At 42.2% G+C, this 18,281-nt stretch carries 20 protein-coding genes; 17 read left to right on the top strand and 3 right to left on the bottom strand.

Going from position 1 to position 18,281, the window contains the following annotated elements; all coding sequences use genetic code 11:
- The coding region (locus DXB92_RS12005; protein ID WP_181977065.1) for a transposase at nt 1-366 on the bottom strand (366 nt) is incomplete at its 3' end.
- A 194-nt stretch (nt 367-560) separates the two neighbouring features.
- On the opposite strand from DXB92_RS12005, the gene DXB92_RS12000 reads away from it, so the two are divergent.
- From DXB92_RS12000 to DXB92_RS11945, 13 genes are all read left to right on the top strand, one after another.
- On the top strand, nt 561-734 hold the full coding sequence (locus DXB92_RS12000) for a transposon-encoded TnpW family protein (RefSeq protein WP_117734050.1): 174 nt from the start codon (nt 561-563) through the stop codon (nt 732-734).
- A 272-nt stretch (nt 735-1,006) separates the two neighbouring features.
- Nucleotides 1,007-2,101: a WYL domain-containing protein gene (locus DXB92_RS11995; protein WP_117734049.1), complete on the top strand. Its 1,095-nt coding sequence runs from the start codon at nt 1,007-1,009 to the stop codon at nt 2,099-2,101.
- Nucleotides 2,102-2,155: 54 nt separating this feature from the next.
- Complete coding sequence (locus DXB92_RS11990) at nt 2,156-2,650, top strand: hypothetical protein (RefSeq protein ID WP_117734048.1); 495 nt, start codon at nt 2,156-2,158, stop codon at nt 2,648-2,650.
- A 241-nt stretch (nt 2,651-2,891) separates the two neighbouring features.
- Nucleotides 2,892-3,053, top strand: coding sequence for a hypothetical protein (locus DXB92_RS13830; RefSeq protein ID WP_181977063.1), 162 nt, complete (start codon nt 2,892-2,894; stop codon nt 3,051-3,053).
- Between the two features lie 44 nt (nt 3,054-3,097).
- Entirely contained in the window at nt 3,098-3,607 is a 510-nt protein-coding gene (locus DXB92_RS11985; RefSeq protein ID WP_117734047.1) for a hypothetical protein, read from the top strand.
- 251 nt (nt 3,608-3,858) lie between these two features.
- Nucleotides 3,859-4,674 (top strand): hypothetical protein, encoded by an 816-nt coding sequence (locus tag DXB92_RS11980; RefSeq protein WP_117734046.1) that lies wholly within the window; start codon nt 3,859-3,861, stop codon nt 4,672-4,674.
- A complete protein-coding gene (locus DXB92_RS11975) occupies nt 4,664-5,716 on the top strand; it encodes an ADP-ribosylglycohydrolase family protein (protein WP_242986666.1) in 1,053 nt (350 codons plus the stop codon). Before DXB92_RS11980 ends, DXB92_RS11975 begins: the two co-directional genes overlap by 11 nt.
- Before the next feature lie 48 nt (nt 5,717-5,764).
- Nucleotides 5,765-6,376 (top strand): YqiA/YcfP family alpha/beta fold hydrolase, encoded by a 612-nt coding sequence (locus DXB92_RS11970; protein WP_117734044.1) that lies wholly within the window; start codon nt 5,765-5,767, stop codon nt 6,374-6,376.
- A gap of 68 nt (nt 6,377-6,444) precedes the next feature.
- Complete coding sequence (locus DXB92_RS11965; protein ID WP_117734043.1) at nt 6,445-7,476, top strand: DnaA/Hda family protein; 1,032 nt, start codon at nt 6,445-6,447, stop codon at nt 7,474-7,476.
- Nucleotides 7,477-7,500: 24 nt separating this feature from the next.
- On the top strand, nt 7,501-8,244 hold the full coding sequence (locus DXB92_RS13825; protein WP_181977062.1) for a hypothetical protein: 744 nt from the start codon (nt 7,501-7,503) through the stop codon (nt 8,242-8,244).
- Between the two features lie 240 nt (nt 8,245-8,484).
- Complete coding sequence (locus DXB92_RS11955; RefSeq protein ID WP_117734042.1) at nt 8,485-9,129, top strand: hypothetical protein; 645 nt, start codon at nt 8,485-8,487, stop codon at nt 9,127-9,129.
- 12 nt (nt 9,130-9,141) lie between these two features.
- A complete protein-coding gene (locus DXB92_RS11950) occupies nt 9,142-9,489 on the top strand; it encodes a hypothetical protein (protein ID WP_117734041.1) in 348 nt (115 codons plus the stop codon).
- A complete protein-coding gene (locus DXB92_RS11945) occupies nt 9,441-9,935 on the top strand; it encodes a hypothetical protein (RefSeq protein ID WP_181977061.1) in 495 nt (164 codons plus the stop codon). The genes DXB92_RS11950 and DXB92_RS11945 overlap by 49 nt, the downstream gene beginning before the upstream one ends.
- Nucleotides 9,936-9,984: 49 nt before the next feature.
- Here the strand turns inward: DXB92_RS11945 and DXB92_RS11940 are convergent, their stop codons facing one another.
- Nucleotides 9,985-11,427: a phage/plasmid primase, P4 family gene (locus tag DXB92_RS11940; RefSeq protein WP_181977060.1), complete on the bottom strand. Its 1,443-nt coding sequence runs from the start codon at nt 11,425-11,427 to the stop codon at nt 9,985-9,987.
- Between the two features lie 167 nt (nt 11,428-11,594).
- Between DXB92_RS11940 and DXB92_RS11935 the strand changes: the two genes are divergently transcribed.
- The 4 genes from DXB92_RS11935 to DXB92_RS11920 all read left to right on the top strand — a co-directional run bounded on the left by DXB92_RS11935 (nt 11,595) and on the right by DXB92_RS11920 (nt 17,765).
- Nucleotides 11,595-11,960 carry a hypothetical protein gene (locus DXB92_RS11935; RefSeq protein ID WP_147330059.1) on the top strand — a complete coding sequence of 122 codons (366 nt, stop codon included), beginning with the start codon at nt 11,595-11,597 and terminating at the stop codon, nt 11,958-11,960.
- A 15-nt stretch (nt 11,961-11,975) separates the two neighbouring features.
- Nucleotides 11,976-15,224 (top strand): tetratricopeptide repeat protein, encoded by a 3,249-nt coding sequence (locus DXB92_RS11930; protein ID WP_117734037.1) that lies wholly within the window; start codon nt 11,976-11,978, stop codon nt 15,222-15,224.
- A 358-nt stretch (nt 15,225-15,582) separates the two neighbouring features.
- Entirely contained in the window at nt 15,583-17,229 is a 1,647-nt protein-coding gene (locus DXB92_RS11925; RefSeq protein WP_207658600.1) for an RNA-binding domain-containing protein, read from the top strand.
- A gap of 131 nt (nt 17,230-17,360) precedes the next feature.
- Nucleotides 17,361-17,765, top strand: a complete 405-nt coding sequence (locus DXB92_RS11920) for a hypothetical protein (protein WP_117734036.1) — start codon at nt 17,361-17,363, stop codon at nt 17,763-17,765.
- On the opposite strand, the gene DXB92_RS11915 is transcribed toward DXB92_RS11920, so the two are convergent.
- On the bottom strand, nt 17,742-18,281 hold a 540-nt coding region (locus DXB92_RS11915), incomplete at its 5' end, for a transposase (protein ID WP_187118449.1). The genes DXB92_RS11920 and DXB92_RS11915 overlap by 24 nt on opposite strands.

Genomic DNA, 18,281 nt, shown 5'->3' with positions numbered 1-18,281 from the left:
CACAACAGCAGCAAATATTTTTTCCTGTAATCCATTGCGAGTCAGGATATTACGAAACCGTCCGATTGTATCACCGTCTGGGACTTCGCTCGGTGAGTTGATTCCACAAAAATTGGAAAATGCACGGCTGTCAATCACTTCGTTCATGACTGCCATGTCTGCGAGATTGTAGACATTCTGCAATATGAATATTCTCAGCATCAATTCCAATGGGTATGGTTTATTGCCAAGTTCTCCTCTGTAATAACTCGGCTGTATCAGTTCAAGAAATGTTTCCCATGGTATGATCGCTTCAAGCTTCTCTAAAAATTCTTTTTTATTGGTTCTGGCTGCACCAAGTTCATCGTTGATTTCTGCCAGTGTCATTTGTCTTTCCATATATCTATTATATCATATTTTTGCTCGTTTGGCAATTGTGCGGTGTTGCCGTAAAGTTTGGGTGCAATACCTATGGACAAATATCGGCGGTGTGCGCTATAATGTTACTGTGCAGGCGTAACGCCCCTGCAACTATGAGCCTTGCGTGTAGAGAGAGATAATCGCAGGCGGAAAGGAGACAATTGAAAGAGACAGCAACTACCGTAGATAAAGATAAGGTAGATAGCTCCTATTCGGAGTATCGTATCGGTCTGACAACTTATCGTGTCAAGATCGTATTCAACCAAGATACAGACGAAAGTCTGGAAGATATTATCGAACGGCTTATTGCCCGTGAGATAGAAAAGACTGCGTGAACAGATAATGGCAGGCTTTGATATTCCAGAATTTCTGAGTATATCATAGCCTGCTGTTTTTGTCGGAAAGTGAGGAATAGATGACAGACAAAATAACAGCACTCTATTGCCGACTCTCGCAAGTCACCAGTACATTGAGAAAGGAAACATCATAAGCAAAGCCGAATCTGATAAACAACTATATAACGAAAGCAGAAAGCCATATCACGAGAATTCTCATGATATGGCTTTCTGTTTCAAAATACTTGCTTTTTCTTCTGTAATGGTGTATAATGTATACAATTATAGTACATATGAGGTGGATAATCATGACCGATATGCAACCCAAGAAAATGATCATACTCGATATTCTTGATATCCTGAGAAAGCACACCGACGAAGACCACAGGCTTTCACAGCATCAGATACAAAACTTGATGAAATCTGAATACGGAATGGAAGTTGATCGCAAAACAGTCAGGCGCAACCTTTCCAAGCTGATGGAGTATGGATTTCCAATCAAATATCGTGGCAGCGACTTTGAAGAAGATGCTATCATCCGAAACAGCAAAAACGGCGAAGAAACAATACTGACCGACTGGTATTACGTTCACAAGTTTATGAACGGCGAACTGCGGCTGCTAATCGACAGCGTTCTGCTGACAGACGGTCTCTCGAAAAAAGACCGTTTGAGTCTGATCCACCGCCTGGAAGGATTGTCGAGCAAATATTTCCGTTCTGAAATATCCAAGATCGACATGGATATTTACGGAAAGGTTCTGAACAGGGAAATCCTGATGACGCTTGAAACTATCGGCAGTGCAATAGCGAACGGCAGGCAATTATCCTTCCATTACTGTGACTGCGGACTTGACGGAAAGCTGAAATACAGGCTTGACAGCAACGGAAACAAAAAGCAGTATACCGTCAATCCCTATCAGGTGATCTCTCAGAACGGTCATTCTTATCTGATATGCAATCTTCCGCCGTATGATGATCTGACGCATTTCCGGATCGACCGCATCAAGGATTGTCAGGTGCTTGACACACCTTCTAAATCTTTGCGTATGCTGAAAGGCTTTGAAACAGGTATCAGACTCTCGGACTATATCAAATCTCACCCGAATCTCTGGAGCGGAGAACCGGTACATATAGCATTCCAATGCAAGCAGTATATGATGAATGATGTTGCTGACAGCTTTGGGACTGACCTGCGTATTGAAGAACTGCCTGACGAAATGATGAAGGTTCATGTTTATGCAAGCGAAGCGTCAATGCTACACTGGGCGATACAATTTGCAGATGCGGTTGAGGTGCTGTCCCCGCAGGGGTTGCGTGAGCAGATCGCTGAAACGCTGAGAAATGCTCTTGAAAGATATGAGCAGTAATAAAGGCTATTATTAACACATTTTAATGTGGTGTAATAACAAGGAGGAAATATTATGAGCAAATCAATAACAGAAGAAATGGTGAAAGATGTCATTAAAGAATGGGCAAGAAATAAAGCCGAAAATGGGGAGATCATATTCGATGAAACATTTTGCGGCGGTAAATTCGTTCGTTATAAAACTGATAAAATGACATTATTGATCCCTGATAATATTGAAGGAAAGTTAAGCGGATGGAAACGTCCTGATCATTACGCATATGAGATCGAGTGCAACCAGACGATATTAAATCTCATGCTTACATTCAGCTATACCAATATTTCTGATGAGACTAAGAAGATCTGCGAAAAACTATGGAACAATTTCAAGATGATGCCCAAAATGGATACTGAGAATTCCGGCGATAATTATTTCAGACTGTGCATATATGATGCCAATATCAAGGAATATAACGAGAAAGAGATATATGAGGCAATGGACAAACTGTTTTATCAAATGAAAGGCTACGAAGAGTTCATTTGCTATAAGCTTCAGAAAGGAAAAATATAATTATAGATCAATACAAAACGCCCTTTTAGCTTAGAGCGTTTTTGGTACATAGGCAATGATATAATATAATCACAAAAGGAAAGCACAGTACAGCAATTGGCATACTGCATATTTTAGATGATACTTTTTTGTGCAAAAGGGAGAATTTTCTGCTAAGCCGCCCACATCTTCGGAATTTCAGTTTTTATATGCTATGATAGAACCGTAAAGAGAAAGTCTTGCTTATGTCAGGAGGTAGCATATGGATTATATCGAAAGAAAACAGTGGATAGAAGTTTGTCAGATGTTCTTTGATGCGTATGTCAAGTTTCAAATCGACAGAACGGAAGCACAAGCGTATGGCGTGGGAAACAGCATAACTGACATAGGACATTTTTGTCCCGTTAAGTTTGCTATAATATAATCACAAGGGAAAAATAAGAAATCAATTTCTAAGGAGGAAAATATATGCGAGTAACATCATCACAGGCAGCAAAGCTGTTGCGTCAGCTCAACGATGAACTGAGAGCATTACAGCTCAAAGAGGCAAACTCCTGCAGCTTTGTAGCCGCAATTCAGGAGGATGTCGAATCTGTACGTCCTGAGTACAATTTCAAGGAAATGCGTGATGCTCAGGCAGAGGTTGAGTGTAAGATCCGCAAAGTAAAACACGCAATAAACGTGTTCAACACAACAACGATTATTCCGGATTTTAATATTACGATCGACGAGATGCTTGTATATCTTCCTCAGCTTAATGCGAAATGTACGACCCTCTCTAAAATGAGAGATGCAATGCCGAAAGTGCGTGTCAGCTCAGGTTATTCCGGCGGTGGCAATATCATCGACTATAAATATGCTAATTACGACATCGAAGAAGTCAGCAAGTATTATGCCGAACTTTCCGATACGCTTGCAAAGGCTCAGACAGTGCTTGATCTGGTTAACAGCACTGTCGAATTCGAGATAAATATCTAAGACTTATTCCGTTTACAGTTCTCACGCTTCCTTATGAATATGACTTTGTTCGTGTTCAAGGTTATCGTTGTCCGTTATTATCTTTCTTTATTGGTTTAGGTCAGGGTTCAATGTTTCTGAATTACAATGATAAAAATAATTTGGCTGTGAAAACTGTAATAAAAACTTTATGTCGGCGGAAGTTCGGTTTCAGGCTGGCAACTTGTATGTACATAATATAATTCAAATATATTTTTCAGGAGGTATTAATTATGGATATTCATGAGAAGAACCGTGTGATTTTTCAGGCTGCAAAACAGTACCTTGAGCAAAATGCAAATCCTCAGAAATGTCAGCGTTACCTTGTTAAACGGGACATTCATTCTTTAGAGGATGCCTTTGAAGTTGCTGTGCGTTCAATTAACGATCAGACAATGTTAGGCGGCGTTATTGGTTATGGTGACGGAAAAGAGGGGAGCAAGGGGCAGATTATCAAGCGATGTCTGTTTGATCTTGATTATAAGAAAGTCTATGAGGCTTACGGCGATGGAAAAACGGACAAACGATATGAGAAGCTCTATCGTTGTTTTCGGGAAGCAATCGAATCGAACGGTGAGGATAGCGAAAATAATTCATGGAATAAATATGCTAAAAATGTCTGCGCAATCGCTGCTTATATTACGAGGTTTGATTCAGAGGAGGATATGATCAAGTATTTCAATCGAGCTAAGAATGTTGACGAGCGCATTGCACTGGCAGACGAAATTGCCTCAGAGATACCGTATTGGGGCTTTAAAATGGCTTGTAACTGGTTGAAGGACATCGGTATAAACGGTTTTGCAAAGCCTGATAATGTCCTTTCGTACATTTTTACCAATCTGGGGCTTGCAGAGAAGAACGACAAACTGATTTTCAAGGCAATCAATCAAATGGCTGAGGATAATCACACGCCGACTTTTACTGTTGATATGGTTTTCTGGCTTATTGGAAACAGTACAGCGTCAGTAATTAAGGATATAGAAAGAAAGAATGGAAAAAACAAGGAAGATTTTGTAAATACAGTATTAAGTATGATAAATGATAATTAAAACAACAGGAGAAAAAATGCGCAATATTGATAAATTTCGTGGCTGCCTCATAGGCGGGGCATCCGGAGATGCTCTGGGATATGCTGTTGAATTCAAAAGAGAGGATGAGATCTTCTCTGAGTATGGCAAAGATGGCATCACCGAATACGATTTGATATTAGACGATGATGTTGCAGAAATATCGGATGATACACAGATGACGCTGTTTACGGCGGAAGGTATGCTGCTTGCCGTCAGCAAAAGTAACATTCCCGATTACATAAGCAGCATCAGGAAGATGTATCAGTGTTGGTATCAGACGCAGAGCGAAGTATGCCCAGTGCAGGACGAAAAGCATTGCTCACGTCTTATGCGTGTGCCGGAATTGTTCCATAGAAGATGTCCCGGAACGACCTGCATGACAGAGATCAAAGCAGGTGCAAACGGCACAGTCGAAGTTCCGATCAACGACAGCAAAGGCTGCGGCGGAGTCATGCGTGTTGCACCGATTGGGCTGTATTTCACCGATACTGATATTTCATACGAATACTCCGATATGCTTGCAGCAGAAGCAGCAGCGCTGACGCACGGTCACGATCTTGGCTTTATTCCTGCCGCTGCATTGGTGCATATCGTCAGAGCAGTAACAGAAAGCGATATACCGCTCAAAGCTGCCATAAACGATTCTATCGCAGCGATGAAAAAACTGTTCCCGAAAGCAGAGCATATATCCGAATTTACTGCTATCATGCAGAAAGCTGTTCAGCTTGCGGAAACAGAACAGGACGACCTTTCAGCTATACATCAGCTCGGTGAAGGCTGGGTAGCTGAGGAAACGCTTGCAATCGCTGTTTATTGTGCTTTGAGGTACGAGAACGATTTTGATATGGCGCTGAGAACTGCTGTGAATCATAATGGCGACAGTGATTCCACCGGAGCAGTCTGTGGAAATATCCTCGGAGCATATATAGGCTACAATGCTGTCCCAAAGAAATATAAGGAGCGTCTGGAACTGCACGATCTGATTGTTAAGGTAGCTGATCATCTGTGTGATAAAAGCTGATAAACCACCAATACCATATGTGTGCTCTGCAAAGAACAGAGGTTTGCTATGCGAGTATATGATCATTTCCCAAATCCTGATTGCAAAGGCTATACGATCCTCAATATCCACGGCTATCATGGCAGTCCGAAAAACAGTGCTTACACAGCACAGCATGAGATTGGATGTGAAAACATCATTTCACCATCTATTGATTATGACAGTGAGGAGTCAAGCAACATTATTGGTACGCTCAATATGCTCCGTGTGCAGTACAAAGCGGATATGATCGTTGGCACAAGTCTGGGGGGATTCTATGCGGCTGTGCTGTCTGCACGTCATGACCTGCCGGCAATGCTTGTCAATCCGTGCCTGACACCATTTCTTCTGGATATACTGTCTAAATTTAAAACTCGTCCGCTTGTGAAGCTTTTCGGTGAACTGGCAACGATAGACTCTGCCAATGTGAGCTGCATTGTTGGAGATGATGATGAGGTACTCGGCAATCACACATTTACAGAGAAGTTGCTTGGCAATTCACGCTTTCGCAGAATCGATGGCGGAAAGCATTCAGGCGCTACACTTCCACTAAAAGAATTTTTCACGGAAATGCTCGATTATTACACGAATACGCTGCCATTGATAGATGCCGCTCCGAGCATCTCGCCTGATATATTATAAGAGTATAGCGGTTATGGCACAGGTCATCCTGTTAACACGTTAAAGAACAACTGATAGGAGGTCGAACTATGTCCGATAACAAAAATGGCAGCAAATACACATTCGACAGCTTTGCAGTTACCGATGCAAACCGCACAGCATTTGAGAAAGCAAAACAGTTTGCCGAAAATGTGGATTCCAAGTCACTTGCAATATTCGGCGGCACGGCAACCGGTAAGACGCATCTGCTCTATGCTGTTAAAAATGCAATTGAGCAGAATTCGCCTGATCTTCATGTTATCCTCACCACAACAGCAGATATGGTGGCCTCTCTTACAAATATCATCAGTAACGGCGGTACAGCAGAGCAGTTCCGTGAGAAGTATTTGCAGGCGGATGTCCTATTAGTTGACGATATTCAGGAACTTGCCGGTAAGGAAGCTATCCAGAATGAGCTGATACTGATATTCAATTCGTTCTATGAGTCGGGAAAGCGTTTCATAATGACTTCTTCTCAGAAGGAAGCAGGATACGGAATTCAGAACAGACTGGTTATTCGTGAGTTCTGGGGAGATTTTGCAGTCATTACACGGGCGTATATTCATACGAAATTTGAGTTAGATCCGGAACGGGAAGAGAAACGCTCCGCATTGCTGAAGGAATCAGAACGATTATACTGGAATTTAGCACATGACAAGGAATTCAGCATTGAATCATTCAAATCATATTTCAAAAATGTCTGGACATATTTCAGCCAGTATATCGGACTTTTCGATATTGACCGTGAAGACACTAAAATTATCTGCTATCTCAACCGCATTGATACTGTATTGCACTGTAAATTGCTGTCTAATATCGAAGTATGGGAGCAAAACGCCTGCATTCTGTTCTTTAAAGGGCTGATCTATACGCTTTCTTCGTATGATATCATAATGTATGAAGAAGGATTCTATGGTAATGGTATCCTGTTCATACCGCTACCGCATCATGCAGGAACATCAGATTGTCTTGAGATCGAGATAGACGAGTTTGATAATTGGTTCAACAGATACTGCGAAGGATATAAACGTACTCGCACCGGAAAGAGAATATCAAAGATACATTGGCGTTTAGATTTGTGATCGGAGGTATTGATGAGGGTATCTGTGTATTCAAGAGAAGCGATCGAGCATATCATAGCAAAAGGCTCATTCCCTGATAATACCGCTGTTATCAGCTTTTGTGATCCGGAGCTGAAACATATTGACAAAGACTATTTTCGTGTCGATTACACCAGCGTTTGCGATGATGTTTTTTATTGTGAGGTCGATGATCTCGACCTCGATTATCTGCCGGAAAAGGGATATACCTATGAAAGCTTCTTTCCCGAAGCACCGGATCTTGCAGAGGATATCAACAAAGCATTCCGTGCCGGCAAGAATATCATCTGTCAGTGCGAATACGGTCAGAGCAGGAGCGCAGGCTGTGCGGCGGCGATACTGGAGCATTTTTACCGCAGGGGTATTGACATTTTTGCAGATTACAAGTATTATCCGAATCAGGTGGTATATCACAAGGTTTTTGATGCTCTGGAGTCGGCAGCATTTCAGCCTACAGAATATCTTCAGCGTGTTTACGATTATTCCGGCACAAAGTTTCCGTTTGACAGAAATGCAGTAGAGGAAAGCCTGAATAGACTGCCACAGACCAAAAGAGACATTCTGTATATGTATCTCTGGGAGAAACAGTCAATGGCTTCAATTGCCAGACTGGTTGGATACGAGCATTTAAGAATCGAACAGATATTATCGGTATGTCATAGAAAACTTGCACATTATATTGCAGACAGCATGAGAAGAGAGCTTACGGACAAAAAGTTGGACGTAACAGATTTTATCGGTATGCCATAGAAAGCTTGCACATTATATTGCAGGCAGTATAAGAAGATGATTCATCAAAAGTGCTTGCATTTGATGTAATCATTAAAATAGCTGACAGGCTGCACAATCAACATTAACACTTATATTAAACGGAGATTTGTTATAAGGTATTAAACGATTCCGACTGATTTCTTCGCTTGCGTATTTGTTAGCTTGTCATGTCAGAAGATGCGCATTTATAGTAATTATTTTATTTTGGAGGTTATTTTTATGGCAGTAAGACCGGTTTATATACCTAAAAATTCAGCACCTTTTTATGATATTGTGAACATTGAGTTCAAGTGGAACGGCGGTTTTGCAGTTTCGCAGAAACAGAAAAATATAAAAGCAATCCATGACGGTTTCAAATTGATTTATCCGGAAGCAAATCCGCTTGAAATTTCAAGCAAGTCACTTATTCAAACAGGTGTTGAACTCAGTGCATTCAATCTTATGAAATATGTACCCGAACTTAAAAAGAGCTTTCCTATAGAAAACGTATATCAGGCAGGAAAAGTATTTGAAAACGGCTGTCAATATACCGATTTGATGCTTGTATCTCCGAAAGATGCAAAACGTGATGAACGTCTTAAAAATAGCGGTAAACTGACTATGTTTAGATTCAGCGGACAAAATTTTCCGCTTATTCCTGAATCGCTTTTCTATAATTATATTTATATCAATGCGATTATCGAAAATGAGAAGCTTGCAAAGAAAATACTTGATTTTAACGGATTTACGGATATTGAGTTCAATCCTCAAAAAAGTATAAGCACGCAGGCTGAATCTGCTGCTATATACGTAGCTTTGGCAGAACTTGGAATGACTGGAAAAATAAAGGATTATAAAGACTTTTATTCACTGTTTATAAAATAGCAGAGGCACTTTATGAAAGTTACAGTTTATTCAAGAATAGAAATTGAAAAAGTCATGGCTGACGGAAATTTTCCGCAAAATACCGCCGTCATTAGTTTTTACGACCCTGCAATAAAGCGTATTGACGAGGGCTATACCCATGTGGATTACAGCAACATATGCGACACTGTATTCTACAGTGAGCTTGAAGATCTCGATCTTGAAGTTCTCAAACGTAAGGAATATACATATGATACTTATTTTCCCGAGGCAGACGATATGGCTGCGTTTATTGTAAGCGCTTATGCGGACGGCAAGAATATTATCTGTCAGTGCGAATACGGTCAGAGCAGAAATCCGGAAATGTCGATCTGCTGCTGAGTGTGATCTTCGGGGAAAATATGCGGACTTACCAGAAAAAGAGTTCCTTTTCCAAAGAGGCTGTTTTTCCGGAATTGATACGTTCTGATTTTCCCTTGGGAATGAACCTTTCCAGAATCAAACGGGGAGAACCGGTCTCGGATACGATTTTGCGAAAAACACTGATCCTGCTGAACTTCTATTGTTTCTTTGCAGTGCTGTTTGCAAAGAATGACACCTCCGATTTGTTTTGTGCCATTGAGTCTGATTTTCTGGACTTTGTCCATGAAACCAATGACCTGTTGTGCAGCAGCGGTCTGCCGGCTTTGTATGTGCGGAATCCTTATGACTGGCTGTTTCTGCACTGTGCCAATCATCCCTATCCGTTGGAAGAACTGCGGTCTGCCATGCGGCGGTACTATTTTGACCAGGCAGACGAAAAAAGCACATCACTTTCCACACTGTGATGAAAGTGATGTGCCTGGATCATGTTGCTGTTAGAACATGGTCTTGATTTTAGAACTGCATTTGCAGGTGTAAGTAGAAGTCACCGCGGTTACGGTGTACCATGCGTGCTTCTGTGCCTTCTTCGGTCAGAATGTTTTGAAACATCCGGTGAAATTGAATGCTGGAAATGCTGCAGGGGAATCGGTTCTCCCGGCAGTAGCTTAAAAATCCGGCATATACCACAGCGGTTCGCTCTGCTTTTTTGTGCTTGGGTTCTGATAGGACGATGCAGTGATTGTAAAACGCCTTTACCACATTGTGTTCGTTTTTATAATGCTCCAATGCAGCTTCGCAGGCAGGAGAATAGGTGAAATTGTAATCGTTGTCGATCAGCCGTTCCAGTCCGGCATAGGCAAAATTGAAGATGCCCGGGAGTTCTTGCATCAGATCTCCTTCCAGATAAATGTTCTTGTAGAGAACACCCTCCTCCGGTTCCTGATTGGGAGCGAGGTCATGGAAACACTGTTCAAAGGGAATGATCAGCAGCCGACGATAGAACCCGTCGCTGTAATCCTTGGTCTGGATCATATCATTTGCAAGGAGAATGAACTTGCTGTGGATCTCTGTGGTATAGGACTTTTCAAATTTTTCTTCGATTTCAATGGAATCGCCGCCGGTCAGTGCCTTTAGGTCAGCTGTGCTGTACAGCTTTTCTGTCTTGGTCTCAGAGGAAATGTTCAGCAGCTTTCGGTCTAGGTTTTGCTTGCCAAATCTTCCGCTACTGATCTGATCCAACGCAACAGCAGATACATTCCGTTCTCCCAGCATATGCTTGATCATGTTGGATAACAGGGACTTTCCGTTGGAACCGGAACCCAGAAAGACAACAAGTTTCTGCATAATGTCTTCATAGTATAGGCAGGCTCCCATGATCTCCTGAACCAGATCAATCCGTGTCTGGTCATTGTCAAAGAGTTCCTGCAGAAAGCGGAAAAACTGCGGTGCTTTTGCCTTGGGGTCGTAGTCATATGGAATCTGTACCAGACAGAAAATGTCCGGCGTTGGTTTCTCTATCGTTTCCTCCTGTAAATCGAAGATGCAGTTTTGGAACTGCAGGAGTCCCGGACGCATTCCGTTATCTTCTGCATAGGGAACTTTTCGCTTGAAATAGGGGATGTACTCGTTTTCCTGCTTTCGCTTCCAGATATTACAGGAAGCTTCTTCAATGATCGCAAAGAAAATCTTTTTGTATGCGTGATCTTCCAGATATTCATAACACTTTGACTTAAAATTGTAGAAGTAGAGCTTTCCGTTGCAGTATAATGCGTGGACTCTTGTCATTGCATACTGAATAAATACGGTGTGGTCGAATTGAATCTTGCTGCCGTTTTCTTGAGTAAATCCACGTTGTGCCAGCATCTTTTCCTTGACTTCTTCCGGCGGCAGACTGCTTTTCCATTGTTCGTTTTCTTTGTCTTTGGCAATGTAGTTTGTTTCCTGAAATGGTTTCATATGATTTTTTCCTCCTGTTGTAAATTGGCGGAGAGATTTCCGCATGATTCATTGTATCATAGGAAGAAATGGGTTTGTAACAATGACTTTTCAAGTGGTTGTTACAAATGCCGTATGGCGTTGTGTTACGATGACAGCCGGGAGGTGATGGGATTGCAGGAATGTGTTTGCCAGGCAATGGAACTGATCTCTGTTTTGCAAAAGGAGTCCGTTTCCCCGGCAGTTTTTTTGAAACAGCACGTTTCATTTTTTTCGGGTATCCCTTTGTGGTCACTGCTCGCACCGGAATGCAGGCAGAAGGCAGTTTACACAGAAAGCAGCTATGTCTACTTGATCGGCAACTATCTGTATTTTCAATGGGAGGGAAAACCGGTGACATGGCTGGAGCGAAGACGGTTTGCTGTCTTTCCGTCACACTCGGAATTTTATCAGAAAACATTGTGCAGCAATTGGAAAAGGCGATTTCAGACATTGCAGGAATTGCAGGAATACCTTTTACAGATGCCGTCATAAATCAATATCATAACTTTTGAAAAGAGGAACTTACCATGCGAATGCCACTGCCAGTCGGTACACATCTGACCCTTTCCGCCATTGGAACCCAGCATCAGATCACAGTGCAGATTCAGGAACTGATCGGAACAGGAGCCAGCTGTCTGGTCTATACGGCGGTTTGCAGGGACGGAGAACAAAACGAATTCTATCTCCGGCTGAAAGAGTTCTGTCCGGAAAATCTACACCTGATTCGGCAGCAGGACGGCAGTTTGCTTGCGGCAGACGAAGAAGCTTTTCAACGGCAGATGCAAAGCTTTATCTGGGGGTATCAAAAGCAGATGCAGTTCCGGCAGTTCCCGGAGAGCTGCAACAGTATCAGCAATGTCCAGGGCGTTTTTGCCGGAAACGGCACCCGGTATATTGCTATGAACTGTCAGAATAGCATTCCGCTGGAACAGCAGGAACTGTCGCTTTATGACACATTTCGGGTACTGCGTGCAGTGGCACAGCAGCTGGACAATCTGCATCAGCATGGGTATCTCTATCTGGACTTAAAGCCTGCCAATGTGCTGCTCTATCCGGAAACGCCGGAACTGGTGATGCTGTTTGATTTTGACAGTGCCATCGAAAAAAGCCGGCTTTCTGATGCAGTGATCTCCTGTACAGCAAAGTGGGCAGCATCGGAGGTGTTACAGCAAAACCGCAGAAAGATCGGCGTTGTGTCCGATGTCTATACGCTGGGCGGACTGTTGTTGTACCTGTTGTTTCACCGTGCTCCGGAAGTAAAGGATAGGAGAAGTCGTGCAGTATGGGATGCAGAGTTCCCGGACTCAGTGCTTGCCGGAACTTCTCCGGAAATCAGACGCATGGTCACGGAGCTGCTGCGAAAGACCTTGGCTGCCAATCCGGAAAAGCGATATGCCTCCTGTGCGGAACTCCTGGCACAGATCGAACCCTTTCTGGATTCGTTTCAACAGCCAAAGCCTTATCTGCAAACCAAACTGCCCTTGGGTAACAATTACTTTTGCGGACGGGATATCGAATTGCAGGAGATCCATACCCTTTTGCAGCAGGAAAAGTTTCTGCTGCTCCACGGTGTCGGCGGTATCGGAAAAACAGAACTGGCAAAGCATTATGCTATGACGTATGCGGAGGAGTATGACGCCGTTGTATTTGTTCGGTTTCTGGATAGTATAGAGAACACCATTCTCAGCGATACCAATTTTCCCATTGTGCATTGCACACGCTCTGACGGGGAAAGTGATGCGGCATATCTGGAACGGAAATTGCAGGTACTGCGTCAAATCTGTACGCCAAGGCATCTGATCCTGCTGGACAATTTCGATACCGGTGACTGCGAAAATCTGGACTTCCTGACAGAACTGCCTTGCCCCATTCTGGTGACCTCCAGAGTGGATTATGACGGCATTTTTCCCCAGTATGAGGTAGACATTTTGTCTGACGAATCGGCGTTGTATCAAATGATGGCGTACTATACAAAGCGAGAGCCGGACTTGTACACCGATGCCATATTGAAGGCACTGAATGGGCATACCATGGCAGTGGAACTGGTGGCAAAGCAAATGGCACTGCATCAGCTCACTTCCCGTGAAATGTACGAAAAGCTCTGTGCAGAAGGCATTTCCGGAGATGACGGCAAAGTGCGTCAGCTGAAAGACAGCACACTCCGGGAAAAAACGGCATTCCATCATATGGAGATCCTGTTCTCGGTGCTGGATTTGTCCGAATCGGAAAAGCAGGTGCTTCGCTGTGCTGCCCTGGTCGGTGCAACGCCAATGGTACGGCAGTATTTTGAAGTTATTAGTGATTTGAACGAGGCAGAGATCAACAGCCTGGATCGGCTGATTCAAAGCGGCTGGATCTCCGAAGTGTATCAGGATGAAATGTGCATTCTTTCCACCCATCCGCTGATCGTAGAAGTGCTGTGTGAAAAACTGCGTCCGAACAGCAGGGAATGCAAACGAATCCTGATTATGTCAGGTGCCGTTGCCAGTTACATTGAGGAATCCGAGAATGCGGAACAACGGTTTGCATCTGTGCAGTGGCTGGATCATATGGCACATCATATTCAAGGTGATGATCCGGAACTTTCGTATTTCTTCGGCACCATGTGTTATCCGCTGTATCTGGGAGAAGATCGTTATGAGGATGCTCTATGGGCAGCACAGCAGGAACTTCGGATTCTGAGGCTGGAGGAGGATTCCAGGCAACGGCAATTCAATGCACTGTCTTTTATCCGGGATATTGCAGCACAGCTGCATGATACAGAAACCAGTGAAAAAGCGGCGGCAGAAATAGCGGAACTGCATTTATCAGCAGAGGAACAACTCAGCGATCTGAGTGGAATACTGTTAGGGTATATAACCGATCGCTGTGATTTTGAAGGAACGAAATCATGTGTAGAACAGATCTTACAGCTTGCAGAAGAAATCGGAGAGCCTATGAAGCTTGCTTCGGCTTATTCCAATTTTATCTTGCTGGAAAATGCTTATTGGATCGATTGCAATAGTGCGTTTTACCTTGAAAAAACGTTGTTCTACGCAGACCAGTGCTTTGCAGAACAAACGGCGGAACAGGAGCAAGATATATCATTTTGGTCAGAACTGGGGGATATTTATCGGGACTGTGAGCAGTTTTCCCGTGCAATGGCGTGTTATCAAAAAGAGCGGGAATTGTTTCAAGTGCAAATGCAGGAAGAGCCTATGGAGGAAAGTACCAAACTGGTGCAATTTCAAACCGCTGTGGCAGTCTGCAATTTGAAAATGAAACAATTTTCTGAAATGGAAGAAAATTACGAGGAGGCAATCGCACTGGCAAATCAGCTCTATGGAGAGGAGCATGAAGAAACCGGAGAGATCTGGGCTACCTATGCCTGTGCATTGATCGACTGGTACAACGCTCAGCCAAGCCGGGAACTGCTGAAAAAATGCAAAGCTGCCATGGAACAGGCATTGGAAACTTTGCTGGAGCATGATGTGTATGGCGAAGTTAGGATTGCAAATTTGATGATGCGGTATAGTTCTGTGCTGTCAGAATTGGGAGAATTCCAGAATTGTGACATCGTTGCAGCTGAGGCATTGGAGTGCTTTCAGAAGAATTTCGGGGAACTGCATGAACAAATGGAATGGGTGTATCTTATGATGGCAGACAATTACCGCAAGGCAGGGGATAAGGAAAATGCCAAGCGATATTATGACCTGGCGATCCGTGTCTTGCGGGAAAACGATTATGAGACGGACGAGCTGGAAGAACGAGTGGAGGAGATATTGCAGGGGATGTGATTGTTGGAAAGTGTGTCACTTTTTTCACGGTATATAAAGATAAGACCAGCCTGAGGTTCTGCGATTGGAATCTCAGGCTGGTTGTTTTATGGCTTTTTAGGAGTGAGGAAGGTGATGTGTTTTTTGAAAATCTATCCTTAAAATATATTGGAAAATGAGCCAAAGTCATTTTAACGCTTGGTTTAACGCACGCAGCGAGCGTTAGCGAGTGTTAAACCAAATTCTATAAATGTTCCGAAATTCCGTGCTTTTTTCAAATGCAGATAAAATTTTTTATCGTTTAACGCTTGCTTTTAACGCTCGGTCGTGTTATAATGAATTTGATTCAATGCTCACCGAGCGTAAAAGGAGTGTTAAAATGAATATTGGATTTCGAGAAAATATGACGGTTGAATTCAAGAGCGATCTGAAAAAGTTATCAGATGATGTGATAATCGAAAGTGTAGTCGCTTTTGCGAATACTGACGGTGGTAAATTTTTTCTTGGTGTAGAAGATAATGGTGATGTTACAGGACTGCATCCGTCTCACAAGGATCCTTCTAAGTTGGCAGCATTTATTGCCAATAAGACGATTCCACCTGTTGCAGTTCAAACGGAACTTATGGATGCGGATGATGTAAAGTACTTGATCGTAACAGTTCCGAAATATACAGCGATTGTTGCTGCTTCAAATGGAAAAGTTCTGAGAAGACGCATAAAATTAGATGGAGAGCCGGAAAATATCCCGATGTATCCATATGAAATGAATACCCGGCTTTCTTCTTTGCGTATGCTGGATTATTCTGCTCAGCCTGTTCCGGAGGCAGTATATTCAGATTTAGATCCGGTAGAACGAGAACATCTTCGTAATATTATACAAAATTATCATGGTGAAAAAAATTTGCTTGATCTTGATGATACGGAATTAGATCTTGCACTTCGTTTGGCAGTAGAACAAAATGGTACTTTTGTTCCTACTTACTGTGGTATGTTACTAATAGGACGCCGAGAACGGCTTTCAACGCTTGTTCCGACTGCTGAAGCAGCCTTTCAAGAACTGCAGGGAACGGATGTAGCAGTAAATGAATCCTTTGTATTGCCGATATTGACGGCTTTTGAGAAAATAGAATCATATATGGATGCTAGAAACCATACAGAAGAAATGGAAGAAGGACTGTTTCGAATTTCCATTCCGGATTTTGATAAAAGGGCGTTTCGAGAGGCATTGGTAAATGCTTTCTGCCATCGGGATTATACGATGTTGGGACGTGTTCGTGTTTTACTGGATGATGATGGTTTGACCATCAGTAATCCGGGTGGATTTATTGAAGGTGTAACAATTGAAAATTTATTGACAGCCGAACCACATGGAAGAAATCCTGCACTTGCTGATGTATTAAAGCGAATCGGTCTTGCAGAGCGTACTGGACGAGGCGTAGATCGTATTTTTGAAGGCTCACTTTCCTATGGGAAATCATTGCCGGACTATTCAGAATCCAATACAAATCAAGTGAAATTATTTATTCCTAAAAGTTTGCCGGATAAGGCGTTTATTAAAATGATTGCAGAAGAACAAAGCAAGATCGGCAGACCATTATCTATCAATGCATTGCTGATATTAAATGCTCTGAAATCCAATCGAAGACTGCGGCTTGGAGAACTTGCACATATGATTCATCTCAACGAGTACAAAGTACGCACAACCGTTGAAAAATTAGTTGAATCCGGACTTGTGGAAGCGGACGGAAATGGAAACAGCAGAGCTTATATTTTGAGTGCAGCACTTTATAAAAATGCGGACAATGTAATTGGATACGTGCGGCAGACAGGGATTGATCGGGTTCGTTATCCGGAACTTGTTTTGAAGTTTGCAAAAAATAATCAAGGCAAAGTAACTAGAAAGGATGTAATGCAGCTTTTGCATCTTAATCAGGGGCAGGCATATCGTCTGCTTGTTAAGATGACGGAAGAAGGAAAGCTTTTGCTCGTTGGAAAGGGAAAATTTGCTTACTATAAAATAAAGTAAGAGTGACAGTCTGCTGTATTGTCTGAAAGTGGTTGTTGAATTATGTTGTTTTGTGGTTGATGTAGTATAATAAAACTTGACACTCCAACCTCAAAGGAATAAAATAGGAAAAGAAAAAATGGAGGAAACTTATGGCTATCTCGTATAAAAATCTTCATGAAATAGAAAAAATCAATTTGCATGATGCATATATTGAAAATGTGACTTACAATCATATTGATAAAAAGATTAACATTAAGTTAGAAAGTGAATGGGAAAAAAATGATTATGATTTAGATTTTCATAACGTACTATATTATGAAATGACCTGTTGTGACTTTTGGGGTAGTGGATATAATGTGATTTGTTGGTCAAAATTAGATACGACTGAAATTTTTGATAAGTTGTTAAGACTTGAAATGGTAGAAAACTCTCGTTCAAGAGGAACTAATCAAGAACCAATGGATTTATTTGAATTTTTTGGAATAGAAATACTTATAAATTCAGGAGACAGGTTGAGAATTATATGCAAATCAATTGATGTAAATAAGTTTTAATATAATTAGACTGATGTAGTATAATAAAACTTGACACCCTAACTTCAAAGGAATAAAATAGAAAAAGGAAGAAATGGAGGAAAAAGGAATGTCAGAAAATAAACAATAATATAAAGAAGCGATTGAATGCGTATTCAAATTATCCATAACAAGAACAACTTTTTCCGTATCTGGATATTGTTCCGTGAGCAGCCATTCAATTTGCTTAGCCCAGTCTTCTCTTGTACGATGTTCCTGAGCATCTGCATAACGCCACCCGTTCAATGGCTCTGTAAATAAAAAGATGGAGGCAGTTCCATTACGGATGTATTCATTATCTTCATAAGTAGTACGACCATCTTTGGAACGTATGCTCTTTCTTGCAGATGCAAATAGCTGCACAGGTTTTTCATCCATACATATCACAGATCTTTTCTCATCGTATGGTCTGCTGTAAACTGACAGAACATTTTCCATCGCAGCAACAAAAGCTGCATTGTGTTCAGGTGGTATACACCAGCATTTTTTCAAGTGAGG

The sequence above is a fragment of the Ruminococcus sp. OM06-36AC genome (assembly GCF_003438725.1).
GTDB classification, from domain to species: Bacteria; Bacillota; Clostridia; order Oscillospirales; family Ruminococcaceae; genus Ruminococcus_C; species Ruminococcus_C callidus.
Note: the sequence above shows the minus strand (reverse complement) of the source record. Positions and strands in the feature narration are given on the sequence as shown.